Below are 26,157 nucleotides of genomic sequence, written 5' to 3' on the forward strand. Positions count from 1 at the left end.
AATATAAATTCAAATAATTTTTATTTCTATTTATTAATTTTATATTATTTTTACTTATTTTGTATTAAAATATTAAAAGCTTTTAATATAAATATAAATATAAAGTTAAAATTATAATCATAAGGAAAAACATGGCACAACCAGCATATATCAAAATCGAAGGTTCAACACAAGGACTTATTTCAAGTGGTGCTTCTACAGAAGCAAGTATAGGAAATCGCTATCAAGCAGGACACGAAGATGAGATTATGGCTCAAGAAATTTCTCATATTGTAACAGTTCCAGTTGATCAACAAAGTGGACAACCATCAGGACAAAGAGTTCATAAGCCTTTTACTTTCACTTGCTCTCTAAATAAAGCAGTTCCTCTACTTTACAATGCACTTACAAAAGGTGAAAGACTTCCGAGTGTTGAAGTTCATTGGTTTAGAACATCAACAAGTGGTGGACAAGAACATTTTTTTACAACTAAATTAGAAGATGCTATCATTACAGATATTACCTTAGTAATGCCAAATGCTCAAGAAGCAAACAATCATGACAAAACAGAGCTTTTTAAGGTATCTTTAAATTACAGAAAAGTTATTTGGGAGCATACAGCGGCTGGAACAAGCGGAAGTGATGATTGGAGAGAAGCAAATTCGTAACACAATAAGCTCATTGCTAAACAATGAGCTTTATATGCTATTTAATATCCTTATCACTTTCATTAAAAATAATCCCAATAAATCCCAATACCAACAAAGGTTTTTTTAATGAATGCAAATAACTCTTATCTTAATTTAAAAATTAACAAACTTGATTTTAAAATCACAAAAGCCATTATAAAAGAAAGCTTGGATCAGATCTTCTTATGTGAATGTGAAGGTTTTTATGAAAATATCAATAATGATATTTTTAGTGATGACAATATTGAATTTAATCCTAATATGCTTATTGATAAAGAAGCTTCACTTATAATTAAAAATCCTTATGAAAACAAAAAGATAGACTTTTCAACTAATATTGATATGATTTATCAGGGAATAATATCTTATGTTGACTATTTAGGTGTTAATCAAGGTAGTGCTAGCAATATTGTAAAAGAAAATTTTAAACAATTAAACCATAAACATTTTTTTAAGTTTAACTTGCATTCTCCTTTAATAAGACTTGATTTTAATAAAGCAAATCGTATTTATACTCATACAAACATAATAGAAGTAATTAAACAAACCTTAGCCTATTACAACACCAAGCTAAATAAAAACATTGATTTTTCTAATATTCATCATATATATGAAACTAAAGAATTGATTTCTCAATACAATGAAAGTGATTTAGAATTTATCACAAGATTAGCACACAATCATGGCATTTATTTTTATGAAGATAAAGATAATATTTATTTTTATGATTTTTATACTCATAAAGGCAAAATAAAAGATATAGTTTTTAATCCTAATATCAACAACCATCTTAATGAAACTTGTATTTACGCACTAAATAAAGAAAAACAAATACAAACTAATGCTTTTACTCATTCTAGTAATAATTCCAAACAACCTTTAAGTTTATATTCCTTAAGCACTAAAGCACAAAATGCCAATGTACATTATAATGAGCATTCTTATGAAAGTGAGTATTCCTTTACACAAAATATTAATTTAAAACAATCCCCTACCCTAAAAGAAAAAAGAAACACTATGCTTAATAATATACTAAAAGCAAAAAGCAATATTTATCATCTTAGTTTAAATGAAAGTATTAAAATTAATATTCAAGAAGAAACCACCAAAGAATATACCATTATAGCAAAAGAACAAATTTTAATTGATGATGCTATTTTAGCTAATACTATCAACACCAATGATAATTTAAATATTAAAGACTTAAATCTAAGCAAATCTTATACAAATAATTTAACCCTTACCCCATCTTTTTTAACCTTTACACCTAGTTTTAAATCCAAACCAAAACCTCCGATTAACACTATGGGTATAGTTATAGGAGAAGATTCTAATATAGAAAATCAAAGAAATACCATATACACAGATGAATATGGAAGAGTAAAAGTAAGGATTAATCTTTATGCTAATCAAGAAGAATTAGATAATAAAACAAACATGTATCACCATAGTCCATTCTTAAGAGTAGCTAGTAATGTAGCAAGCAATCATTCAGGTTTTTATCATACACCTAGAATTGGAGATGAAGTTATTATTTCATTTTTAGATGATGATATAGATAAACCTTTTATTAGTGGGAGTTTGTATAATGGGGTGAATAATCCTCTTGTCACATTACCATATCATGATCACAAAACCTCCATTAGCTCTAAAACTATAGGAGTATATGAACAAGGATATAACGAGCTAACTTTATCGAATGTAAAAAATAAAGAACAAATCTATTTAAAAGCAGAAAGAGATTATGATGAATTAATCCAACATAACTTTACTCAAAAAATTTTAAATGACAAAGACTCTATAGTAGATGGAATTTATAATGAAAGAATTAAAAAAGTTCACACGCAAACCATAGATTTAGCCAAAAATGTCAATGTTGGTGCTGAATATCTAATCAATGTAGGCCTGTCCAAAGATACCATAGTTGGCTTATCAAATACTTTAAATATAGGAGTAGATAACAAGCTAAGAGTGGCTAAAAATTCAAGTGAATATATAGGAGAAAATAAAGATACCGAAATAGGTGCAAATAAAAACACCATTATACATAAAGATGAAATTAGAAATGTTAAAGGAAATAAAAAAGAAATTATAGAAGGTTATTACAATATAAACACAAGTAATAAAATGCAAGTTTTGAGCGAAAAGGAGATGGATTATAAAAGCAAAGATAACATCCTTTTTACAAGCAACGAATCTATAGGATTTGAAAGTGATAAAAACACAAGCATGGTAGCTGATAATATCACCACTTATGCAAAAACAACCCACTACCTAAAAGCTGATAACGAAGCAACCATACAAGTAGGAGAAACATTTATCAATGCCAAACCCGACTGTGTCATCATTAAAGCAGGTGGAGTAGAAGTAGTGATAGATTCCAAGGGTCTTGTTGTTAAAGGCGGAGAAATTAAAGCAGAGTAATAAATGTAGTACTATAATAAACAATACTAACTTTAAAGGTAAAAAAATTGCTTAAAATATCAAAAAGAATTTCTATTATAGTTTTTATTGTATTAGTTTTTATCATAATTGCTAGCAATGCTTATAACTTTATCCAAGAAGCTTTACAATTTAAAGAAGCTAATGAAAATAAAGCAAGAGAAAATCTTAGTGCTTTAATCAAATGGAGTGAAAACGAAGGTAAGGAAGAATTAGAATATGCTAAGAATTTAAGCAAAGAAAACTATAATCAAGAAAAAGTTACACAAATGATTATTAAAAATCTTAAGATGATACAAGCTAGTATTGAAGATATAAGAATTTTAACTATTTATTCATTCCTAGATGAAGATGAGGAACTTTCAAGAAAAGCTAGTCGAATTGTTTTAAATTTAAATAACGATATTATATCCTATCTTTTATACAATGAAAGAAATATCACAAATCATAAAACTTATTTTTTATTTGATAAGGAAAGATTTAAAGTTTTTGAAGATTTTTTATTTTTTCTAAATACTCGTTTAGAAGAGGATTTTTTGCAAAATAAAATCAAAAGTCATGATTTTTCACATATTGTTTATTATACATCTTCTTTAATTGGAAACAACTGGGGATTTTCCCATATTTATATTGGAGATCTTTCTAAAAAATTCACATGTAAATTTGATAATTCTAAAACTGCAATAATTTTAAATACAATGAGAAAACTAAATAAAATTACAGATAATGTTACAAGAAGAATTCGTAAAGATTTTTTTTTAGATAATCAAGCTAAAGAAAAGCTAAAAGAAAATATTAATAAAATTTTAGAAAACTTCAACAAGAAGACATTGACAAATCTCAACACTCTACAATCCAAACTAAAAGAATGTACAAATGAATGAGATAGAACTTAACACTCAAAATAAAACCTTAAACGAAACAAAAAAAGAATTGCAAATTCTTTTAAAAGATGCAGGTGTGGATGAAATAGGAGAAAAACTACTTAAAGAAATAGAAGATGCAAATAAAACGGAAAATTTTATGCATCAAAATGAAATTCAAGACAAGAAAGAAACAATCGGCTATTTAAACAACATGTTAGATACAGCAAAACAATTTAAAAAAAAACCTCGAACCCTACCTACTCCCTTTTAAAATCATCATAAAAAGAGCAGATAATACTCTTAGTGGAATTGATGCTTTAATAGAATATCAAAAAACAAAAGATGGTTTAAAGGTTTCTGTAAAAATTGGTTCTGAAATTATTGCTTCACAACTTTTTAAAATAGGAATACCGATAATAAGCACAGCAGCCATTACAACTTATAGTGCGATAGCAATTACAAGCAGCACTTTATTAGGTGTTTTAGCGGCCATTGGTATTGTTAGCACTAGTATGATAATTCTTTGGTGGATTAATTCTAAAATAGAAGATTGGTTAAAAGGTAGTGGTATTTCTTTTATTGATTTTATAAGAGAATATGAAACTCATTTAAGTTCTGAAGAAAAATATTATCATAACTTAGCACATTGCCATCAAACACAAACTAAAAATATGCAAAGAATTCAATTATATTATAATAGCAAAATTTCAAAAGATTTAAAAAATTATTACTATCCTTTTTATGATGTTAAAAAAACGCCATCTTTACTCAATGAAAAAAGTTTACTCAAAACCATATCAAAAGATTATAAAGCATTAAAACTAAAAGATACAATAGATAACATCCACATTAACTCAGAATTTTATCTATTAAAAGCTTTATATTTTTGTGAAAGTTTTACAAGTTTTAATCAAAACAATCAAGCCTTATTTAACGAAGAAAAATTTCCTTATCATTCCAGCTTTTATACTATATTCTTATTGCACAAAGATAAAATCACAAATACTTACTTAAATGCAAGAAAAGAACTTTATAAAAGCGTTATAGAATTTAATTATTCTCAAAATAAAACCTTACTTGAGAATTTAGAGAAAAACGACACCAAAGAAGATTCTAAGCTATTACGCTTTTATAATCTTTCTTTTAGCCACTTCATCTTAGAAAACAAAGATAAAAATAAAAAGCTTATATTTTTTGACAATGCTTCATCTATGTCAAATCTTTTGCATCTTTATGAGAACAATTGTGATATATTTGTTAAAGATGAGTCATTAATCGATATAGCTTTATTAAAACAAAACTATAATCTAGATTTTAATAAACTAAAAACAAGAGTATTTTTTTATGAAAAACTTCTTTTAGGCGCAAAAGAAGATGAAGTTTTTTCTTTTAATGATGAAAAAATAAATTATTATCTTAAATATGATGAGAATAACTTATATGCTTTCAAAGATTTAAACATTACTTATGATTATTATCATTGTAAGATTAAAAACTATGTTTTAGCTAAAAATAGTTTAAATATAAAATTAGAACCTAAAAAGATAAGCAAGAACTATGCTTATGATGATTTAAACCATCAAGATCTAAATTTAACCCACAATAACACTAGCATTATAAACAACACTGCTACTTCAAATTACATCAGCCTTATCATACAAGATGAACATGGCAAGGCTATTGATAATGCTAGCATTAGTATAAAAGGGTATGATCATGAAAAACTAATCAAGCAAAGCGTATTAAAATTAAAAACTAATAAAGAAGGTAAGATAAGATTTGATAGAGAAAAAGACTTTAGTAATTGTCATAGTTTTAAAGTTAGATTAGAAGATAATGAAGCTTATTTAGCCAAACCCTTACAAGATAGCAAAAGAATATTTAATAATTATATCAATCATAAAATAGGACTTATACTTAGGTTTAAAAATAAAGATTATTTTAAATATGATGGTTTTTATTTATATCATTTTAAAGGAAAAGATTTAATAGCTTCTTATATGGCAAGAAGTGGAGTAGCTAAAGCTGATAATTTAAAACCATCAAATAAACAAATTGCTTTTAGTTTTTATCAAGATATAAAAGATAAAACTACCAAGAAAAAAGCATATTTTTATTATGATGATGAAAGTATTAAAGATAAATTTGCAAGCTTACCTGAAGGAAAGTATTATTTTAAAATCAATGAGATTAATTACAACAAACAACCTGATTTTTTAAAAACTTATCCTTTTAGCATAGGTAAGACTTGGGGAAAGTATTGTGTTAGATTATACACAGATAAAGAATGCTCTAAAAGTTTTAAAGAAATAGAAATTTCAAACCCAAACAATGAAAAAGAAAAAAACAAGAACAAGCAAAGCTTGAGTAAGGGGGATTTGTACAACAATGCTATAATAAACAATACTAACCTTAAAGGTAAAAAAATTGCTTAAAATATTAAAAAACTTTCATTGTAATTTTTACAAAAAATATATAAAAAACTATTTTTAGAATATCAAGGAATATAAATGAAAAAACCTTTTTATAAACTTAAAAGATTTTATATACCTTGTATTATATTAATCATAATACTTGCCGTGCTTGCAAAATTACTTTATTCTCCTTTATATACGATTTATTGGGGAATATATCATCATCCTAAGGCTCAATTAAATTTTAAAAATTTTGAAAAAATGACTTTAAATCCAAGTCCTAAAGATATGATTAAAATTGTAGATGATTATCAGCCTAAACTAGAAGACTTTAAAGATTTAAATACAAAAATGCAAAAGGCTATTTTTGATTTTAAGGTGGCTAAATTCTTTAGATTTGAGGATAGGTATTGCCAAAATTTTATTCAAAGCAACATTGATATTTTTATCTTTCTACATGGTAGAGAGCAAACCTATTTTAATTATCTTAATTTCATAAGCAATTTAAACTCAAATGAAAAACAAAAATACCTAAACTTAAGAGCCTCTACTAAAGATTTAGAAAAACAAATTTTTGAAGAAAAACTTAAATTTATAAAGCACTATGAAGAATTTTATGATTATTTAGATAGCATAGGCTATTTGAATAAGGGTTCTTGGTATAAAGCTATGGCTCTTTACTCAAAAGTATCAATTCAAGGAATGTTTTTACTTTACAACACCCAATTATGTTCTTTTAAAGACAAATTGACAATATTCAAACAAGTGAAAGAAAGTTATAATATACTTAAAAAATTAGATACACTAGAATTTTCTAATGAAGAAATAAATAAAAAGTGGAAAAGTAATCATAAAGCAATAATAATCTTTATAGGTAATTATTTAAACAAAATCCAAAAGGCCTTAGATGAATGCAAATGAAAATAATACTAGTGTTCATAATGAAAATAATACTACTATTAACATTAAAGAAAGTATAAAAGAAGCCTTAAGAGAAGGACAAGAAATTGTAGAGAATAGTAGAGATGCAACCGGAGAAATAAGCAATACCTCTCATTTTTTAGGCAATATATTCAACCTTTCCCCCAACTCTCCCACTAAAGAAACCCTACAACCTTATATTCAAAAAGTTCAAGTTATTACAGAGAAAGTGGATAGCAAACTAAAAATTACTGAATATACCTTAGAGTATATTAACAATGGCGATATAACTAAAGTTTTAGTAAAATTAGGAGAAGAAGTTATACAAGATTTTGTTTTAAAAAAAGGCTTAGATATTTCTAAAGAAATAGCACTTATCTTGTCTAGAGGAAAAATTATTTTTGGTATAATTATTTTTGCTGGAGGAAGTGTTATATCTTACTATTTTTCTGAAAACATTAAGGAATTAGCAAAAAAACTGCTAATAAATACTCAAGATTTGCTTAATAAAATCGCAGATAAAATTAAACCTCCTGTTGTATGCCCTAGTAATTCTATAACACTTAATGGTCAATGCATTGATCATCCAAATGATTTTTTTCAAAAACTAATCAATCCTTTCTCCCTCTTCACTCCACACCCCTACCCTAGCTATTCAAAACAATACAAACTTGCCCTAGCAAAGAAAAAAGAACTTATAACTAAAACAAGTATAGCTTCTACAACTTACAATTTTATAGATGAAGAATATTTAAAAAACATACAAGATTTAAAAGAACAAGAAAAAATCATTGAACAAGAAGAACAAAAATATCATTTTGATTTAAAACTTTATAAAGAAGATAATAGAATAAAAAATGAAATTTTTAATTCTTTATTTAAATCTTTAAATGAAAAGCTAAGCTTTCAATTAAAACAAGAAAGAAATACTTTTTTAAATTCCAATCAAAGCTTAAGTATTATTGCTAATAAACAATACCTACTAAAGACTTTAAATTTGCAAGATATCAACAACATCAACATCGATTCAAAACCCTATTTATTAAAAGCTTTATATTTTTGTGAAGATTATGTTTTATATGATAAAGATAAGCAAGCTTTATTTGATGAAAACACAATAAAAGAATTAGAATTTAACTCTAGCTTTTATACTATCTTTATCTCTCATAAAAACAAACTAAATGATACTTACTTAAATGCAAGAAAAGAACTTTATAAAAGTATTGATGAATTTAAAAGACTTGGTTTTAAAGATTTAGAACATGCTTATCAAACTTATATGAGCTCTTTTATTGTCAATGAAGAATTAAATAACAAAGATAAAACAATCAATAAAAATGAAAATAAAGAAATAAATAAAAACTTAAATCAAAAAAGTAATATAAAAGAAAGTATAAATTTCAAAGAACTTTCTTTAAATTTAAAACAAGAAAACAATACAAAAGAAAGTATAGATACTATAATAAAAAACACAAATTTTAACAATGAAACTTCTTTAAAAACAAAACAAAGCAATACCATTATAGATGATATAAAAGAAGATTTTAATCTTATATCTAATAATGCTATAATAAATAATACTAACTTTAAAGGTAAAAAAATTGCTTAAAATATCAAAAAGAATTTCTATTATAGTTTTTATTGTATTAGTTTTTATCATAATTGCTAGCAATGCTTATAACTTTATCCAAGAAGCTTTACAATTTAAAGAAGCTAATGAAAATAAAGCAAGAGAAAATCTTAGTGCTTTAATCAAATGGAGTGAAAACGAAGGTAAGGAAGAATTAGAATATGCTAAGAATTTAAGCAAAGAAAACTATAATCAAGAAAAAGTTACACAAATGATTATTAAAAATCTTAAGATGATACAAGCTAGTATTGAAGATGTAAGAATTTTAACCTCTTACTATCCTACAGAAGAAGATATTGAGCTTATAAGACAAGCTGGACATGTTACAACAAATTCAAATACTGATATTATACTTTACCTTTTATATAATGAAAGAAATATCACAAATCATAAAACTTATTTTTTATTTGACAAGGAAAGATTTAAAGTTTTTGAAGATTTTTTATTTTTTCTAAATACTCGTTTAGAAGAGGATTTTTTACAAAAAGATATTCATAAGTTTGATAGCTTTGATGTAGTTAGAATCGGAACGTATATTAGCGACCTAATTGGTTATAATAGTGGATTTACTGATATGTATTTGAGTGAATTTTTACAAGATTATATTTGTGATTTAAATACCCCTAAAACTATGACAATTTTAAATGGTATGAGCAAAATTGATTTTACTTCTAATAGAATTTTATTATTTTTTAATAAAGAATTAGAAAAATATGCTTATACTGATGATAATAATTTAATAAAAAACCTTCAAAAATTGATCTATATTTTTAAAAAATTCAAACTTAACCAAAAACAAACTAATAAACTTAAATCCATACAAACCAAACTAAAAGAATGCACAAATGAATGAGATAGAACTTAACACTCAAAATAAAACCTTAAACGAAACAGAAAAAGACACAAAAACTATTTTTAAAATATCAAGGAATATAAATGAAAAAACCTTTTTATAAACTTAAAAGATTTTATATACCTTGTGGTTTACTTATAGCTTTTGTTATCTTTATAAGCTTAGCTTATCGCCCTTTAGAGCTTATCTTTTGGGATAAGTATTATTATGAAAAAGAAAATCAAATTAGAAAAGAGATATCTAAATTATTCTGGAGCAACGAAGAAGAATTCAAAAAAGTTTTTGTAGAACAAAACTTAAATCAAGAATTAAAACTTAATCAAAAAGAACTATTAAATTATATGCATAATTTTAAAAAAGATTTTAAATTTATGCAAATTTTAGGTTTAGACAATGCTTATTTGGTAGCTCTTAAAAATAAGGATGTATTATTTACTTTACAAATGCAAAATAATCTTAATTATTTTTATTTTATTTCCAATAACACTGATTTAAAAGAAATTAATAATTATTTAAATGTTGTGGATGAGTTTCTTGTCTTTATGAGTGAAATTGAAAAATTACCATCTAAGTATAATCCAGGTAAAATAATGTTTGAGTTTACTTTTGTAAATTACAACACTTTGTTTTTTGGTTTTACTTTAGATATAAATCTTATGTGTTCTATACCTCAAAAAGAACAGTTATTAGAAAATATGATTAATTCTTATAAAAAAATGAATTTATTGTATGATATAAATTTAAAAACCGAATATCAAGAATTATACGAAACAATATATGGCGCTAAAAAACCTAATCGTCTAATAAATTTTGCTAAAGGAAGATTAAATGCATGCGGAAGATAATTTAAATTTTAAAGATAATTTTTAAATTATATAGGAAAAATAAATGTCTATTTATAAAGAATGTGAAGTTTGTAAAACAAAAATCAATAAATTACAAAATATTTGGAATATATTCTCAGGCAAATTAGAAATAAAATGCAAAAATTGCAAAAGTAAATATGGAGTTTCTAATAAAATTATAGATTGGGTGTATAGTATTTTTTGTGAAAACTTATTACTCTTTCCACCAATTGTATTTTTAAATTTCATATATTTAGGTAGATATTTTTCAAAATATGGATTATTTGAAATGATATGTTATTTATCAATAATCATTCTTTTTAGTAGAAAACTAATAAATATTGTTTTACTTCTTCTTTGTAAATTAAAAAGGCTAGAAAATGAGAGATAAAGGATTAATGGAACATCTTAAGGATATTAAAGATGGTATTGTAGATTGTTATATAGGACTTTATGATTTTGGAGATTTTTTAGCTAGAATTTCAGGTTTTAGAGATTGGCAAGAAAAAAGTGTTATTTTAGATGATTTTCATAAAAGGCAGACACTAGAAGAATTAGACTTTTTAAAAGATATTGTTAAAAATGAAACTTCTAGAAATGTTATACTAGAATATTTAATAAAAGATATCAATGAAAGACCTTTGTATTATTTAGCACCATCAGGAATTTTAACAACAATTAAAAAAATAACCAAAACAAAAAAACTATTCATAATAAACATAACTTCTTTAGGAGGAAAAGCAACATCCACCGCCCACTCTCTCTACCCCTACTACAAAAACATACAAAATTCCTTTGCTCCTTTATGTTCTATAGATAATAAAAATAGTAATTTGTTAAAAGAATTTAATTTTGATAGTTTTTCTTGTAATTTTTACAATAATAATATTTTCAATCAAAGTCTTAAATATTTAGATAATATACAAGATGAAAAAGAATATATCAATGAGTATAAAATATTTTTAGAAAATCTTAATCACTTTAATCAAGAATATAATAATTATAAACTTATGTCTATACAAGTAATCAATAATTTAAAAATAGCCTATATACAAAAACTATCTTTGCAAGATATCAACAACATCAACATCGATTCAAAACCCTATTTATTAAAAGCTTTATATTTTTGTGAAGATTATGTTTTATATGATAAAGATAAGCAAGCTTTATTTGATGAAAACACAATAAAAGAATTAGAATTTAACTCTAGCTTTTATACTATCTTTATCTCTCATAAAAACAAACTAAATGATACTTACTTAAATGCAAGAAAAGAACTTTATAAAAGTATTGATGAATTTAAAAGACTTGGTTTTAAAGATTTAGAACATGCTTATCAAACTTATATGAGCTCTTTTATTGTCAATGAAGAATTAAATAACAAAGATAAAACAATCAATAAAAATGAAAATAAAGAAATAAATAAAAACTTAAATCAAAAAAGTAATATAAAAGAAAGTATAAATTTCAAAGAACTTTCTTTAAATTTAAAACAAGAAAACAATACAAAAGAAAGTATAGATACTATAATAAAAAACACAAATTTTAACAATGAAACTTCTTTAAAAACAAAACAAAGCAATACCATTATAGATGATATAAAAGAAGATTTTAAGATTGTATCTAATCACCTTAAAAACCTAAGCCACTTCATCTTAGAAAACAAAGATAAAAATAAAAAGCTTATATTTTTTGACAATGCTTCATCTATGTCAAATCTTTTGCATCTTTATGAGAACAATTGTGATATATTTGTTAAAGATGAGTCATTAATCGATATAGCTTTATTAAAACAAAACTATAATCTAGATTTTAATAAACTAAAAACAAGAGTATTTTTTTATGAAAAACTTCTTTTAGGCGCAAAAGAAGATGAAGTTTTTTCTTTTAATGATGAAAAAATAAATTATTATCTTAAATATGATGAGAATAACTTATATGCTTTCAAAGATTTAAACATTACTTATGATTATTATCATTGTAAGATTAAAAACTATGTTTTAGCTAAAAATAGTTTAAATATAAAATTAGAACCTAAAAAGATAAGCAAGAACTATGCTTATGATGATTTAAACCATCAAGATCTAAATTTAACCCACAATAACACTAGCATTATAAACAACACTGCTACTTCAAATTACATCAGCCTTATCATACAAGATGAACATGGCAAGGCTATTGATAATGCTAGCATTAGTATAAAAGGGTATGATCATGAAAAACTAATCAAGCAAAGCGTATTAAAATTAAAAACTAATAAAGAAGGTAAGATAAGATTTGATAGAGAAAAAGACTTTAGTAATTGTCATAGTTTTAAAGTTAGATTAGAAGATAATGAAGCTTATTTAGCCAAACCCTTACAAGATAGCAAAAGAATATTTAATAATTATATCAATCATAAAATAGGACTTATACTTAGGTTTAAAAATAAAGATTATTTTAAATATGATGGTTTTTATTTATATCATTTTAAAGGAAAAGATTTAATAGCTTCTTATATGGCAAGAAGTGGAGTAGCTAAAGCTGATAATTTAAAACCATCAAATAAACAAATTGCTTTTAGTTTTTATCAAGATATAAAAGATAAAACTACCAAGAAAAAAGCATATTTTTATTATGATGATGAAAGTATTAAAGATAAATTTGCAAGCTTACCTGAAGGAAAGTATTATTTTAAAATCAATGAGATTAATTACAACAAACAACCTGATTTTTTAAAAACTTATCCTTTTAGCATAGGTAAGACTTGGGGAAAGTATTGTGTTAGATTATACACAGATAAAGAATGCTCTAAAAGTTTTAAAGAAATAGAAATTTCAAACCCAAACAATGAAAAAGAAAAAAACAAGAACAAGCAAAGCTTGAGTAAGGGGGATTTGTATCTTTATAACATTAATGAAAAAGGGGAATTTGGCAGCAATGGCAGTATAGGAATAGTTAATGGAGTATTATTTGAAGATTTATTAAAACACTTAAACCACATCATAGATGAAAAAGAATTACTTTGTGAATTAGAAGTTAAATACCCCCAAAAACTAAATAATAAAATTATATTTGCAAGTGATAATATAGATTTAAATACCTCATTTGCACCAGGGACATACATAAGCTTACAACTAGAAAAAGAAAGTGATGAAAAGCTAAAATGGGCTTTTGTAGAATGTGAAAGTAAGGAAAAGTTAGACTTGCTATTACATGATTGCAATAACTATATTAATGAGAAAAATCTTAAAGTATTGTTTGAAAATGATGATTTAATTTATAATGAAAGCTATGAGGATAATGTTTTATCTTTTTGCTTACCTATAAGTAGAAGCAATGAGCCTAAAGAAGATATACAAGATTATAAATACTATATAGTTGTATTTGCCTATAATAATGAAAAAATTATACCTAATTTAGAAGATTATTACATCATCATAGATATGAGCTTTAGAGTAGGAGTTGGATATGATGATAGTGTAAGAGAAGGGGTGTTGGGAAGCAAAATACCAAATGATATTAAATATTTAAAACAATGGCTCAATTTAAATTTAATAGCAAATTTTAATGATGCTTATAATTTTTTATTATCTATAATTTTACACATAGACCAATTTTCAATTGAAAAATTAAAAACCTACCCTCAACTTGCTGGAAAAATCGCTTATATTTATTATAGGTTTGATTTAGCAAAAATATATTTTAAAGTCAAATCAATGAAGAATGTACAAATAAAATATGAGAATTATTTTCAAGATATAATTTACTATGAAAATACAATAAAAAAAACAATACAAAAACACAAATATAATTCTAATGAAAATTATCCTATTGTGTATTGGGAAAAATTAGTTGAAGAAATTTGTAATCAATTTAAACTAAATATAAAAACAAAATTTATCCCTTCAAATGATAGCAACTTATTTGGTTTTTATAATCAAGATGAAGCTGTTATTAAAATTAATATAAATAATATAGAAAATACAGAAAAAATATTAAAAACTATTATACACGAAATACGACACGCATACATACACCAAAAAAAACCAAACAATGATGCCTTGCAATACTATATTTATTATAGCGATCAATATATTTATTTTAATAAAGCAGATCAAAAATTTGGATACAAAACAATACCAGATGTTTATTTTTTTCAACCAAGCGAAGCTGAGGCTAGAACAATAGAAGAAAGTATCATCAAGGAGCTAAAATGAGATATAAAAAACCTAACACAAAAAAACACGAACATTTTTTACAAACTAGAAAAGAACCAAATGCACTTTATTTGGGTGTAAACACTAATATAAAATGCTTTAATAATATATGTCCTAGTGAAAAACATTATTGGTATTTTTTTAATCATATTGATTTAGAAAATAAAATTAATATTACCTATAATCCCAAATTTGGCGTTTATTTAGGTAAAATTACATTTGATAAAAAAGGTAATAAACTCATACCAGAATATATATCTACAAGTATTGAAAATTTAGAAGAAGAAGTTAAAAAAATTAAAAATCCTTTATGGATAGCTGAAAAAAATGATGATTATGTTAAACCCGAGCCATTTTTTTTTGAAGATAATATTTTTGGCAAAAAAGTAAAAATAACTAGAGATAATTACCGCCTAACAAACCCAAACAATCTAGAATACCAATGCAAAATAGAAAAAAATACAATCATATTAAATCAAGAACAAATCATATCTTATGTAAAAGAAATTCATAGTAAAAATGTAAAAATAATTCAAGAATATATAGAACAAATTTACAAAGATAATGGAATCAAACCTTATGCATTTGATGATGAATTTTATGAAGAATTAGGTGATTTGGGAATAATCACTCAAAGACAAGTAGAAGGCTTTAAAAGTGATCGCTTAATTAAGAAAAATTCATTATTGCTTACTATGTTAGATTATTTAGCTAGACAAGATAGAAAAAGTAAAGATTATTTAATTACTTTTGATGATGAATATTTTTATGATTATTTTGTTTTTAGTTTAGGTGGGTTTATGTTAAAACTTTCTCAAGGTATGCTTCAAAATGAAATAAATTCTCTTTTTAATCCTGCAGTTTATATAGATGATACAAAAGTAAATTATAAAGATTTAAGTGAGAATTTAAATAAGCATTATGAAAAAGAATTACTTAATATGGGATTTGAAAAAAAAGGTAGTTACTTTGTGGATTATTTTGATTATAGTTTTAATTACAAGGGGTTTTTTGAGATTAACCTAGATGATTATTTTCCAAATAATTTACATTCAAAAACTATGGTTAAACTAAAATATAACAATGAAATAAATTTTGGAATCAAATATAAATATAATTTTGTTGAAACACCCAATATTCTATACACTAAGAAAAACAATCAAATGGAGGAATTTTACATCCCCTCTACTCTAGGTAAATACTATTTTCAGATAAGTAGATACCATAATGAAGTTTTTTTTGAACTTTTAAAACCATACTATCCTGATATAAAAAATCTTCCTAAAGGATGGTGTAAGGAAATGATTGAAAAATCAAATAATTTATAATTTTTCCATATTTTCAATCAAACTGCTAATATTAGAATCGATTTTAATATTATGAGTTTGCAAATCAAAAATTGCAAAAATGAAAAAACCAAGAATACAACCAATAGGAATAACAGCAAGTACAAATTTCATAAATCTGCGTTGAAAATACTGCCAAAATTTTTCCCTATTAGCTCCATTATAAGCCTTATCAAAAGCTGTCTCATCTGTTAAATTTATAAGAGGAGTTAAAGCCGATGCTATATTGTTACAAAGATAAATAATTTTTTCCTCAACATCTTTTTCATGAGAATATTTTCCTCTATATCCTAAAATCAAGCAAACATATATGAATTCCAAAAAATCCTTGTTTTTGGATGGATTAGACAACCAAGAAAGCGCTATATCGTAAAAATTATCACCACCTAGAGTCTCATCAAATAACCTCACGGTTAAAGTATGATTTGCCCAAGAGCTATTAATAAATAAATCATTTTTCATTAGACTTTCATCTATAAATACACATAAACAATATCTTAATTTTATAATATCTTTCTCATCATACTCTTTAAAAGTACTTAATCTTGAACTCCAAACCAAAATTTCATTTACAAGCTTTTCTTTTAAATTCTCTATATAAGCAGCATCCAAAGAATGAACCTTAGATAATCTATAAACAAGTAAAAGAATTTCCAAGCAATTATCAACAACTTTATTGATTTCTAAACCTTTTAAATCACTTTCTAAAAGCAAAGATCCTTCTTTAAAATGTGATTCTTTTTGCATATTACTCCTTAAAATACAGCCCACATTTTTATATCAGGGTTTTTTATATTTGTTGTTAGATATAAACTTATAACATTTTCGCCCTTAAAGTATTTAAACAGCTCATCTTTTTTGTCTAACTTGTAATAAATATAACCATTTAAATAAGGTATGGAAGATGGAATATTTGAAATTTGCTCTATGTTTATCCCTCGTAATTGTGTTGTTACTATACTTTTTATCCTACTTTGAGTATGAATTTTACTTTGAGTTTTAAAATTATATAATAAATACTCATGATTAACATCAGCACTAATAGCTAAAAATAATTCACCCTCTTCAATAACCGTAGGATTGTCAAATAACAAATCATAAAATCCATTGTTATTATCAATTACTTGAGCCATAGTATATTTTGGAGAAGTTATTTTTGCAAATAAAACTCTCAGTTGATTAGTAAGTGGTAAAAAAGTGTTAGTCAAGTCATCATGATTATATACTATAAAATCAGAAAAGGAGCTTTCAGTACCAAAAGCACTAAGATCTCCTTGAAAATCAACTAATTTTTCATATAAATTTTCAGGATGTATTTTATCTTTATTGATTATATATGAAAAAATAAAATACCATTTTTTTAAAAGATTAAGCGATAAATATGTACTAAAATCCAAGGTGTTTTTAGTTTGATCTATACCCTTAAATACTTCAGTGAGTATTTCTTTATGCTGTTTAATTGAATGCAAAATTTCTTCTAAAAATGATTTAATATACGAAGATTTATTTAAATCTAAACAAGTGGGTATAAAACTTTCATCTAACTCTATTTTTTTATTTAAATCAATATTTTTGATTTTTGCTATAGGAATTTCAAGTTCATCTGGAGTTTTGCTACCTAAAAAGCCCAATTTCAATCTCAAACTAGCTAAAGTAATGCTTATTTTTTCTTGAGAGAAAGTAATATTATCATTCTCATATTCATCTTCTAAATCAGTATGTTTAAAAACATCATTAGTATTATCATCATATATTCTTGAAGCTACAACACTTCTTAAACTAATGTATTTTGAATTAGGTATATTATTGTATAAAGATATATCTGCTATAGAGGATAAACCCATAGGAATTTTAATAACAATAATAGAATTTACCAAAGAATCATAATTAACTTCCAAAGGCTCTGGAAGCTCATCTTGTTCTGGCGCATTAAAAATGCTACCATCTTTAGCAATTCCAGAAATTCTTTTAAGTGCTATTTTTCCTTGCATTAACATTTCATTGGAAAATTCTAAATCAATTATTCCATATAAATTATTGAAAGTTGAAATTGTTTTAAGATTAATATTTCTTTCAAAATATCGTTCTTGTTGCTCAAAATGAATTTTATCAATATTTAGCCCATTAAACCAAGCTACTTTTAGCTTATCTGCCATTATATTTTCCTTAGATTAAATATGTCTAACACCATCTTTTGTTATTTCAAATTTTAATGTTTTTTTAGTTCCAAAACCATTAGCATCATCTGTTTTTGCCCAAATTTTTGTTACCTTTTTAGTATTATTTGCAAATAAAACCAAAATACCAATATACGGCACTTCTTCATCTATAACTTTAAAAGCAATAATATTATCTTTAGGGGCAATTTGTAGTCTAATCGAGTCGATTTTATCTCTACCGAGTAGAGCATCCTCTCTATTAATCAGCTCTAAATCACTAGCCTTTATAAATTTATTTACATCTTTTAGTTGATACACAATAACAGTCAAAGGAACATCATCATTTCTACTATTTAAATTAGAATTTTTTATATTATCAATCTTTACACTTACAACACTAGAGCAAGAACTTAAAAACAACCCCATGAGCAACATAACAAAAATTTTTCTCATTCCCATCCTTAAAAAAATACTTAAATAAATAACACTATAATTTTATTTTTTATTATAATTAAAAAAACTTTCAATAGTGCTTAGGAGATAAAAAATGATTTTCTGTGATCATTATGAAGAAAATTTAGAAAACTTAGAGATATTTCATTTACTTGAAGAAGAGATGACAAAATACAAAACATTAAATCATGAAAAAATACAATGGGATAAGGTATATGAACACTCATTAGATATTTTACAAAACAACTCGATGGATATGAAAATTTTCGCTTACTTTTCTTTATCATGTTTAGCATTAAATAACGAAGAGTGTTTTAAAATATTTTTAGAAATAATAATTTTTACAGAAAAATTATTTCGAGAAAAACCTGAAAATATAAGTAAAACATCTTCTATACTATTAAATCAAAAAAAGAAATACAAACAAATTGTTGAAAATTTTATTAATGAATTTAATAAAAATTCACCAAAATGCTCACAAGTCACAGCTAAAAGTTTAAATGAGTATTTTGAAAAATTACGCGAAATTTTAAATTGTAATTTTGCAAAATTAAACATTAAAGAAGAAATAACTCAAACTAAACAATCACCTCTTAAATCTCCAGTGACACAAGTAAATATCGATATAAAAAACACAAAATTATCTAATCTTAGCGATAGAGAATACAGAACATTATTAAATAATCTAGCAATAGAATTACTAGAAAATAACATTGAAAATACTAATGCTTATTCATTGTTTGCAGAAGCAGCTTGGGGAAGATTAAAAACCCTTCCACCGCATTCAGATTTTGTCACTAAAGTAAGATATCCTGATAGAAATTTAATAAAATTACTATTAGATAAAAATACGAATGAGTTAGATCAAATAAAATGTTTTATCAATAACCTTTCACTTAACCCTTTCTGGATAGAAGGATTTAAACTATTTTGTGATTTTTTACATCATCATCAAAAAGAACACTCCTTGAAAATTTTAAATTTACTAACTTGTAATTTTATTCTCAAATTCAAAGATATTACCAAGTTAAGATTTGACAACGGCGAATTAATGTGTAAAGAAGATACATTTAATTATTTTGTAAAACAAAATCAAGAAACTAATAAAAAAACACACACCACATCCGATAAAAATAAAAAAGTAGAGCAATTACTCATTGAAATAAACAATGAAAATTATAATAATTCTTTATTTTGTAATATAAATTCTTTAATAGCCATGGCACAAGTTTTTGAAACAAACAATATGAAAAATAATGCAAAAATTATATACTTACAACTAGTTGAACTTATGGAAAAAACCTTATTAAAGGATTACTTAAGTGATGAGTATAATTATGCAAAAAACAAAACTAATAAAAAAATATAAACTTAGTTATTCTTTATTTAGTTTTATGTATAATTTAAAAAATAAATTTTAATTCAAAAAATAAGGAAGTAAAATGTCTGATGGATCAAGTGCACCAAAAGAACGCATAAATATAACCTACAAGGCAAAAACAAACGGGCAAAACGCAGAGATAGAATTACCTTTAAAACTTATGATAATGGCTAATTTAACAGGTAAAAATGAACAAAATTTAGAAGATAGAGAAATTGTGTCTATCAACAAAATAAATTTTAATCAAGTTATGCAAAAACTAGACATTAAAACCCAATTTAATGTTAAAAATACTTTGGGTGGAGGCGCTGAAGAATTAGATATCAACCTAAAAATATCTAGTATGAAAGATTTTTCGCCTGATAATATAGTGCAACAAGTGCCAGAGTTAAATAAACTAATGCGCCTTAGAGAAGCATTAATGGCTCTAAAAGGACCCATGGGTAATATTCCAAATTTTAGAAAAGCTGTTTTAGATGCTCTAAAAAATGAAAAAACCAAAGAGCAGTTGCTTTTAGAAATCAAAAAAGAAAATAACGAAGAATAAAGGAAACATAATATGTCAAAAGATAAAGTAATTGATACTCCAATTATTGAAAGTATTATGGAAAAAAGCAAATATGCTAGAAATGATGAAAGCTATAGTATAGCAAAAAGAGGAGTAGCCGAATTTATTTCCGCAATAGTTGAAAGCGATAACATAGAAGATAAAATCAACAAATTTGCACTTGATGAAATGATTGCCCATATCGATGATTTATTATCAAAACAAATGGATGAGATTTTACATAATGAAGAATTTCAAAAATTAGAATCGACTTGGAGAGGACTTTTCTTCTTAGTAGAAAGAACTGATTTTAATGAAAATATTAAAATTAATCTTTTTGATATTACAAAAGAAGAAGTTTTAGAAGATTTCGAAAATAATCCAGACATCACCCAAAGTGTTGTTTATAAAAATATTTATTCTTCAGAATATGGACAATTTGGTGGAGAACCAGTTGGTGCTATAATTGGTGATTACCAACTAAGCACTGCAAGTCCAGATATGACTTTTTTAAATAAAATGTCAAGCATAGCAGCAATGAGTCATTCTCCATTTTTAACTTCTTTAGGACCTAAATTTTTTGGTTTAGAAAATTATTCAGAATTAGCTAATATTCAGGATTTACAAAGTCTTCTCGAAGGTCCACAATACACAAGATGGAGAACTTTTAGAGAAAATGAAGATTCTAAATACACAGGATTAATGGTTACGAGGTTTTTGACAAGATCGCCTTATGATAGTGAAGAAAATCCCATCAAAAGCTTTAATTACAAAGAAAATGTTCACGCATCTCATAATCATCTATTATGGGGAAATTCAGCATATGCTTTCGCAACAAGATTAACAGAAAGTTTTGCTAAATACAGGTGGTGCGGTAGTATCATAGGACCAAAAAGCGGTGGAAGCGTAAAAGATCTTCCTACTTATTTTTATGAAAATTTTGGAAACTTAAAAGCTAAAATTCCTACTGAAGTTTTGATTACAGATAGAAGAGAATATGAACTTGCAGAAAATGGGTTTATAACTTTAACTCTAAGAAGAGACACCAATAATGCAGCATTTTTTTCAGCAAATTCTGCTTTAAAACCTAAAATATTTCCAAACACACCAGAAGGAAAAGAGGCTGAAACAAATTACCGCTTAGGTACTCAATTGCCTTATGTATTTTTAATTTCAAGATTAGCACATTATCTAAAAGTACTACAAAGAGAAGAAATTGGAAGCTGGAAGGAAAGAAGTGATATTGAAAATGGTTTAAACGAATGGGTTAGACAATATATTTCAGATCAAGAAAATCCACCAGCAGAGGTTAGAAGTAGAAGACCTTTTAGAGGGGCTCAAGTAAAAGTGGATAATATACCAGGGGAGCCTGGATGGTATAAGATTGGGTTGAGTGTTCGTCCTCACTTTAAATATATGGGTGGAAATTTTGAACTATCTTTAGTAGGTAAATTGGATAAAGAATAATAAATGTCTTTGTTGGATAAAATTATTCATTCATTAGATGAGCAATATAAAAATATCCCTTTTTATCAAAATGAATTTCAAGAAATAAAAAATAATATACAAGTTTTGCTTAATGCAAAACTTGATGACTGCTTAAGTGTTGAAGATTTTGGATTATCTAGTATGGAAAATCTAAATTTAAGCTCGACAGAACTTTGCTTGAACATGGCAAAAGAAATTCATAAACTCATAAGTAAATACGAAAAAAGAATTATAATTAATTCTATCACATATAATGATTCTTTAAAACCTTGGCAACTTTCATTTTTACTAAAATGTGTTTTTTGTAATGATAATTTTAAAGAATTTGCAATTGAAATTATATTTAAAAATAATCGATATTGCGAGGTTATCTAAAATGACACAAGATGATATACATTATTATCAAAAGGAGATTGCTTATCTTAATCATGCTCGGAAAATTTTTATAGATAAATTTCCCAAGTTAACCCCTTTTTTATCTTACGATAGTAAAGATCCAGATATAGAAAGAATTATTGAAAATTTAGCAATATTAACCTCTAAAATTCATCAAGAATTAGATCAAAATATACCCTATATTGCAGAATCTCTAATTAATATTCTTTCTCCAAATTACACCAACATTCTACCTTCTATGTGTATGCAAGAATTCAAATTTAGCGAAAACAGCAAACTCAACAGATTAATTATTCCTAAAAATAGTACAGTTAAATCTGTATCTATAGAAAAATGTGAATGTGAATTTAAAACAGTATATGATGTATATCTATATCCATTAAATATAGAGAATGTTTTTTTAGGAAGTGAAAGACAATATCATACATTAGATATACAACTTAGAGTTAGTAGAGAAGATTTAAACATAGAACATCTAGGTTTAGATAGACTAAGTATATACTTAGGGGATGATGTTTACACATCATCTACATTACTTTTTTATATGCATCAATATTTAGAAGAAATAAAAGTCATATCTCATGACACAAAAGAAGAATTTAAAATAAATACCCATAATATTAAAACTATGGGTTTAAAGCCAAACGAAAGTTGCCTATTTTATAATGACTTAGGATTTGAATCTTTTTCCTTGCTAAGAGAATACTTTTTTTTGCCTGAAAAATTTAATTTTATCTCAATACAAGGCTTGGATGTTTTACATGAGTGTAAAGGTAAGTTAATTAGCATTTTTTTTAAATTTAATAAAACACTTCCTAAAAATTGTATTATAAAAAATGAATTATTCTCATTATCGACAACACCAATCATTAATATTTTCGAAAAAACAGCAGAACCTATCATCAATAATCACTCGAAAAATGGATATAGAATTTTTATCGATAGAACAAATTTAAATGCATATGATATAGTTCAAATAAAACAAGTCAAAGCACATAATAGCGACAGCGGGAGTAGAATTTTAAAAAATTATAAAAATTTTGAACGTTTTGAATTTATGCAAAATAAAATACAAGATTTTTACTACATTACAAATAAATCAAATTCCAAGCAAGATAACTTCAAAGAAATATCGTTTTTTTCCTCAAACAATACAAATGAAACAATCACAATAGATGTATTATGCTGTAATAAAAATTTACCGACCCGTTTAAAAATAGGCGATATCAATCTTATACCTTTTTATAAAGATGCTATTACGAAAAACATTACCATTCCAACGCCGATTAAGCAAGTTAAAACCAATGGTGATCTTTTATGGAAATTAGTTTCTATTTTGTCATTTAGTTATCAAACTCTTTTAACAAAAACATCCTTTTTTCAAGTTTTAGAAAGCTATAGCTTTCCTGATGATAAAACTTCTGAAGTAGTATGTCAATTACTTACCTCTTCAATAATTGACATACGGTCAAAACCAAGCTACTTAATTGATGAGCATATTACAAAAAAAGGCACTATGAGTATTATAAGTATAGATGATTCTAAATTTTATTCTTTGGGTGAAGTTTATAAGTTAGGATTAATAATTTCAGAATTTTTATCATCCTTTGTGAGTATTAATTCATTTTGTGAATTAAAAATTAAATGCATAAACTCAAAAGTGACTATACACTATCCTTTTAAAAAAGGAATTAAACCTATATTATGAACAATGCAAACTCTTATACCTTTTATAAACTTCTTAAAAAATTATTAAAAGATCATCCCAAAGAAGATATTTTTCTAAGGGTAAATAATGCCCTAATGCATCCTAACAAAGAAATCGAATATGTAAAATTCAATAAAAATATTAGTGATTTTCCCATTGAAATTATGATTAATTTTATGGGTCTACAAGGTAATACATCACAACTCCCTTCTTATATACTAGACAAGCTCTCTAGGAATGAGGATGGCGGGGATGGATGGAGTTTATTTTTTGATTTCTTCAATCACTATCTTCTTTGGATTTTTTTTGAAATTACCACTCTTAACAATTATCCAAAAAGTTTTGATATTAACTTCAACGATAGAATTTCTAAAATACTATTTTCTATGTTAGGTATCAATGACACAAAAATTGCAAAGAGATATCTGCCTTTTGCACCGTTATTACTAAGTTTAAGAAGACCTAAAAGTTATATTGAAAGAATTTTACAAATCACTTTTAATTTACAAAATCAATTAAATATTATAGAAAATATACCCCATCAAATTTACATAAGACACATGCAATTAAATAAATTAGGAAGTAAAAATCATATTTTAGGAAAAAATCTAATCTTAGGAAAAAAATTTCTATCTTACCAAAATAAAATAGCTATTTATATAAAAGATATACACTATGATGAAGCTTTAAAATACTTTCCAAACGCAGAAAAATACAAAGAGCTTAAAGAAAGTATATTATTTCTAACTAACAATGAATTTTGTGTTGATTTATATCTTAAAATTATTTTTAATAAAAGAATGCTGTTTAAGCTAGGAGATTACTCTCACTCCAAATTAGGATGGGGTAAAATTTTAGGAAAAAAAATAAAAAATTACGAAATAATACATATTAAACTTCATGAATAATTTTTATATTTATCAAAATATATCATTTATTCATCTATATTAAAATCAAATATATAAAATCTGAATTTTTATTATTTAAACTATTGATATTATTAAATTTTAATAATACCCAATATTATGAAAATAACCATAAATTAACAACAAGCTTATATTAATCCAAAACTCTACTTCAACCTCACATTCATAATCATATTAGATAAAAAGATACTATCTTTATCAAAGCTTTTTAAGTTATATTCTAGTTTTAAGTATCTTTTTTGTATATCTTGCATTAAAGTTGAAAGATTGTATAAACTTAAACTTTCTAATATATTTATAAGTTCTATCTTGCTTAAAGTATTAAAATCATTTAATAGTCTAAGATAATTACTTACAATAGAATAAGTATTAATACTATTAAATAAAATTTTATTTTTTATATCTTCTTTAATAAAAAATTGATTATTTTTTATATAAAAATAATCTTTAAGATGATGATTACTTAATATTTGATTATAAAAATTTAAAAGACTTTCTTTGCTGTTTAAGTCTATAAAATTTAAAAATATATTTTCTTTTAATAATACTTCTTGTAATTGTTTTAAGTTTTTAAAAGCATGATTTATACTAGAAGTATTTTTTAAAGCATAAATGATATTATCATCTTTAGAAATTTTTCTATTTATATTATATTGCAATAAAGGATTTTTATAAAGTGTATCACTATTGATTAAGATATTGATATGAAAAGATTCTTTACTTTTATTAGTTAATTGAAGCAAAGATATAACATCTTTTATAACTTGTAAAATATCATTTGCTACTTCACCATAGCCCCAAGTAAAGATAATATGATTATCATCTATATTTGTAGCACCAAATAATAAAGAAGGTGCAAAAATTAAAGCACTAAGGAATAAAATGCAAAATATTTTCATCAATTGTATTAAAGAA

22 protein-coding genes are annotated in these 26,157 nt (G+C 24.8%); 18 read left to right on the plus strand and 4 right to left on the minus strand.

What is annotated here, in order from left to right:
- Nucleotides 1-131: 131 nt before the first annotated feature.
- The 12 genes from CORN_RS04700 to CORN_RS04755 all read left to right on the plus strand — a co-directional run bounded on the left by CORN_RS04700 (nt 132) and on the right by CORN_RS04755 (nt 16,166).
- Entirely contained in the window at nt 132-647 is a 516-nt protein-coding gene (locus CORN_RS04700; RefSeq protein WP_039626225.1) for an Hcp family type VI secretion system effector, read from the plus strand.
- 108 nt (nt 648-755) lie between these two features.
- Complete coding sequence (locus tag CORN_RS04705; RefSeq protein ID WP_066007566.1) at nt 756-3,092, plus strand: type VI secretion system Vgr family protein; 2,337 nt, start codon at nt 756-758, stop codon at nt 3,090-3,092.
- Between the two features lie 47 nt (nt 3,093-3,139).
- On the plus strand, nt 3,140-3,994 hold the full coding sequence (locus CORN_RS04710) for a hypothetical protein (RefSeq protein ID WP_066007568.1): 855 nt from the start codon (nt 3,140-3,142) through the stop codon (nt 3,992-3,994).
- Nucleotides 3,987-4,247: a hypothetical protein gene (locus CORN_RS04715; RefSeq protein WP_167348858.1), complete on the plus strand. Its 261-nt coding sequence runs from the start codon at nt 3,987-3,989 to the stop codon at nt 4,245-4,247. Before CORN_RS04710 ends, CORN_RS04715 begins: the two co-directional genes overlap by 8 nt.
- A gap of 241 nt (nt 4,248-4,488) precedes the next feature.
- On the plus strand, nt 4,489-6,411 hold the full coding sequence (locus CORN_RS04720; protein ID WP_172663981.1) for a hypothetical protein: 1,923 nt from the start codon (nt 4,489-4,491) through the stop codon (nt 6,409-6,411).
- A gap of 75 nt (nt 6,412-6,486) precedes the next feature.
- Nucleotides 6,487-7,311: a hypothetical protein gene (locus tag CORN_RS04725; protein WP_094750299.1), complete on the plus strand. Its 825-nt coding sequence runs from the start codon at nt 6,487-6,489 to the stop codon at nt 7,309-7,311.
- Nucleotides 7,298-8,920 carry a hypothetical protein gene (locus CORN_RS04730; protein WP_172663982.1) on the plus strand — a complete coding sequence of 541 codons (1,623 nt, stop codon included), beginning with the start codon at nt 7,298-7,300 and terminating at the stop codon, nt 8,918-8,920. The genes CORN_RS04725 and CORN_RS04730 overlap by 14 nt, the downstream gene beginning before the upstream one ends.
- Nucleotides 8,913-9,794 (plus strand): hypothetical protein, encoded by an 882-nt coding sequence (locus tag CORN_RS04735; RefSeq protein WP_066007586.1) that lies wholly within the window; start codon nt 8,913-8,915, stop codon nt 9,792-9,794. The genes CORN_RS04730 and CORN_RS04735 overlap by 8 nt, the downstream gene beginning before the upstream one ends.
- 83 nt (nt 9,795-9,877) lie before the next feature.
- Nucleotides 9,878-10,639, plus strand: a complete 762-nt coding sequence (locus CORN_RS04740; protein WP_066007587.1) for a hypothetical protein — start codon at nt 9,878-9,880, stop codon at nt 10,637-10,639.
- 43 nt (nt 10,640-10,682) lie between these two features.
- Nucleotides 10,683-11,030: a hypothetical protein gene (locus CORN_RS04745; protein ID WP_039664018.1), complete on the plus strand. Its 348-nt coding sequence runs from the start codon at nt 10,683-10,685 to the stop codon at nt 11,028-11,030.
- Nucleotides 11,020-14,838 (plus strand): hypothetical protein, encoded by a 3,819-nt coding sequence (locus tag CORN_RS08495; RefSeq protein WP_246260872.1) that lies wholly within the window; start codon nt 11,020-11,022, stop codon nt 14,836-14,838. The genes CORN_RS04745 and CORN_RS08495 overlap by 11 nt, the downstream gene beginning before the upstream one ends.
- Nucleotides 14,835-16,166, plus strand: a complete 1,332-nt coding sequence (locus CORN_RS04755; RefSeq protein ID WP_066007549.1) for a hypothetical protein — start codon at nt 14,835-14,837, stop codon at nt 16,164-16,166. Before CORN_RS08495 ends, CORN_RS04755 begins: the two co-directional genes overlap by 4 nt.
- Here the strand turns inward: CORN_RS04755 and icmH are convergent.
- From icmH to tssJ, 3 genes are read right to left on the minus strand one after another with little or no spacing between them, the layout of a single operon-like run.
- Nucleotides 16,161-16,931: a type IVB secretion system protein IcmH/DotU gene (gene icmH / locus CORN_RS04760; protein ID WP_066007551.1), complete on the minus strand. Its 771-nt coding sequence runs from the start codon at nt 16,929-16,931 to the stop codon at nt 16,161-16,163. The genes CORN_RS04755 and icmH overlap by 6 nt on opposite strands.
- Nucleotides 16,932-16,939: 8 nt before the next feature.
- Nucleotides 16,940-18,340 (minus strand): type VI secretion system baseplate subunit TssK, encoded by a 1,401-nt coding sequence (gene tssK, locus CORN_RS04765; RefSeq protein WP_066007552.1) that lies wholly within the window; start codon nt 18,338-18,340, stop codon nt 16,940-16,942.
- Between the two features lie 15 nt (nt 18,341-18,355).
- Nucleotides 18,356-18,796, minus strand: coding sequence for a type VI secretion system lipoprotein TssJ (tssJ, locus tag CORN_RS04770; protein WP_066007554.1), 441 nt, complete (start codon nt 18,794-18,796; stop codon nt 18,356-18,358).
- 94 nt (nt 18,797-18,890) lie between these two features.
- Here tssJ and CORN_RS04775 point away from each other — a divergent pair, with 94 nt between their 5' ends.
- From CORN_RS04775 to CORN_RS04800, 6 genes are all read left to right on the plus strand, one after another.
- Complete coding sequence (locus tag CORN_RS04775; protein WP_066007555.1) at nt 18,891-20,165, plus strand: TssA family type VI secretion system protein; 1,275 nt, start codon at nt 18,891-18,893, stop codon at nt 20,163-20,165.
- A gap of 73 nt (nt 20,166-20,238) precedes the next feature.
- A complete protein-coding gene (tssB, locus tag CORN_RS04780; protein WP_039626294.1) occupies nt 20,239-20,724 on the plus strand; it encodes a type VI secretion system contractile sheath small subunit in 486 nt (161 codons plus the stop codon).
- 12 nt (nt 20,725-20,736) lie between these two features.
- Nucleotides 20,737-22,191, plus strand: a complete 1,455-nt coding sequence (tssC, locus tag CORN_RS04785; protein WP_039626296.1) for a type VI secretion system contractile sheath large subunit — start codon at nt 20,737-20,739, stop codon at nt 22,189-22,191.
- 3 nt (nt 22,192-22,194) lie between these two features.
- Entirely contained in the window at nt 22,195-22,587 is a 393-nt protein-coding gene (locus CORN_RS04790) for a GPW/gp25 family protein (protein ID WP_066007556.1), read from the plus strand.
- A 1-nt stretch (nt 22,588) separates the two neighbouring features.
- Nucleotides 22,589-24,316 (plus strand): type VI secretion system baseplate subunit TssF, encoded by a 1,728-nt coding sequence (gene tssF, locus CORN_RS04795; RefSeq protein ID WP_066007557.1) that lies wholly within the window; start codon nt 22,589-22,591, stop codon nt 24,314-24,316.
- Nucleotides 24,313-25,224, plus strand: coding sequence for a type VI secretion system baseplate subunit TssG (locus CORN_RS04800; protein WP_066007559.1), 912 nt, complete (start codon nt 24,313-24,315; stop codon nt 25,222-25,224). Before tssF ends, CORN_RS04800 begins: the two co-directional genes overlap by 4 nt.
- Nucleotides 25,225-25,388: 164 nt before the next feature.
- On the opposite strand, the gene CORN_RS04805 is transcribed toward CORN_RS04800, so the two are convergent.
- Entirely contained in the window at nt 25,389-26,141 is a 753-nt protein-coding gene (locus CORN_RS04805) for a hypothetical protein (RefSeq protein WP_246260873.1), read from the minus strand.
- Between the last annotated feature and the right edge of the window lie 16 nt (nt 26,142-26,157).

It is taken from the genome of Campylobacter ornithocola, assembly GCF_013201605.1.
Classification (GTDB): Bacteria; Campylobacterota; Campylobacteria; order Campylobacterales; family Campylobacteraceae; genus Campylobacter_D; species Campylobacter_D ornithocola.

Bases quoted from the DNA above. Each gene is read 5' to 3' on its own strand.
- CORN_RS04720 (WP_172663981.1), top strand. From the start codon at position 4,489: ATGATAATTCTTTGGTGGATTAATTCTAAAATAGAAGATTGGTTAAAA.
- tssK (WP_066007552.1), bottom strand. From the start codon at position 18,340: ATGGCAGATAAGCTAAAAGTAGCTTGGTTTAATGGGCTAAATATTGAT.
- CORN_RS04755 (WP_066007549.1), top strand. From the start codon at position 14,835: ATGAGATATAAAAAACCTAACACAAAAAAACACGAACATTTTTTACAA.
- tssB (WP_039626294.1), top strand. From the start codon at position 20,239: ATGTCTGATGGATCAAGTGCACCAAAAGAACGCATAAATATAACCTAC.
- CORN_RS04725 (WP_094750299.1), top strand. From the start codon at position 6,487: ATGAAAAAACCTTTTTATAAACTTAAAAGATTTTATATACCTTGTATT.
- tssF (WP_066007557.1), top strand. From the start codon at position 22,589: ATGACACAAGATGATATACATTATTATCAAAAGGAGATTGCTTATCTT.
- CORN_RS04715 (WP_167348858.1), top strand. From the start codon at position 3,987: ATGAATGAGATAGAACTTAACACTCAAAATAAAACCTTAAACGAAACA.
- CORN_RS04730 (WP_172663982.1), top strand. From the start codon at position 7,298: ATGAATGCAAATGAAAATAATACTAGTGTTCATAATGAAAATAATACT.
- CORN_RS04775 (WP_066007555.1), top strand. From the start codon at position 18,891: ATGATTTTCTGTGATCATTATGAAGAAAATTTAGAAAACTTAGAGATA.
- tssC (WP_039626296.1), top strand. From the start codon at position 20,737: ATGTCAAAAGATAAAGTAATTGATACTCCAATTATTGAAAGTATTATG.
- tssJ (WP_066007554.1), bottom strand. From the start codon at position 18,796: ATGAGAAAAATTTTTGTTATGTTGCTCATGGGGTTGTTTTTAAGTTCT.
- CORN_RS04705 (WP_066007566.1), top strand. From the start codon at position 756: ATGAATGCAAATAACTCTTATCTTAATTTAAAAATTAACAAACTTGAT.
- CORN_RS04800 (WP_066007559.1), top strand. From the start codon at position 24,313: ATGAACAATGCAAACTCTTATACCTTTTATAAACTTCTTAAAAAATTA.
- CORN_RS04805 (WP_246260873.1), bottom strand. From the start codon at position 26,141: ATGAAAATATTTTGCATTTTATTCCTTAGTGCTTTAATTTTTGCACCT.
- CORN_RS04790 (WP_066007556.1), top strand. From the start codon at position 22,195: ATGTCTTTGTTGGATAAAATTATTCATTCATTAGATGAGCAATATAAA.
- CORN_RS08495 (WP_246260872.1), top strand. From the start codon at position 11,020: ATGAGAGATAAAGGATTAATGGAACATCTTAAGGATATTAAAGATGGT.
- CORN_RS04740 (WP_066007587.1), top strand. From the start codon at position 9,878: ATGAAAAAACCTTTTTATAAACTTAAAAGATTTTATATACCTTGTGGT.
- CORN_RS04745 (WP_039664018.1), top strand. From the start codon at position 10,683: ATGTCTATTTATAAAGAATGTGAAGTTTGTAAAACAAAAATCAATAAA.
- CORN_RS04700 (WP_039626225.1), top strand. From the start codon at position 132: ATGGCACAACCAGCATATATCAAAATCGAAGGTTCAACACAAGGACTT.
- icmH (WP_066007551.1), bottom strand. From the start codon at position 16,931: ATGCAAAAAGAATCACATTTTAAAGAAGGATCTTTGCTTTTAGAAAGT.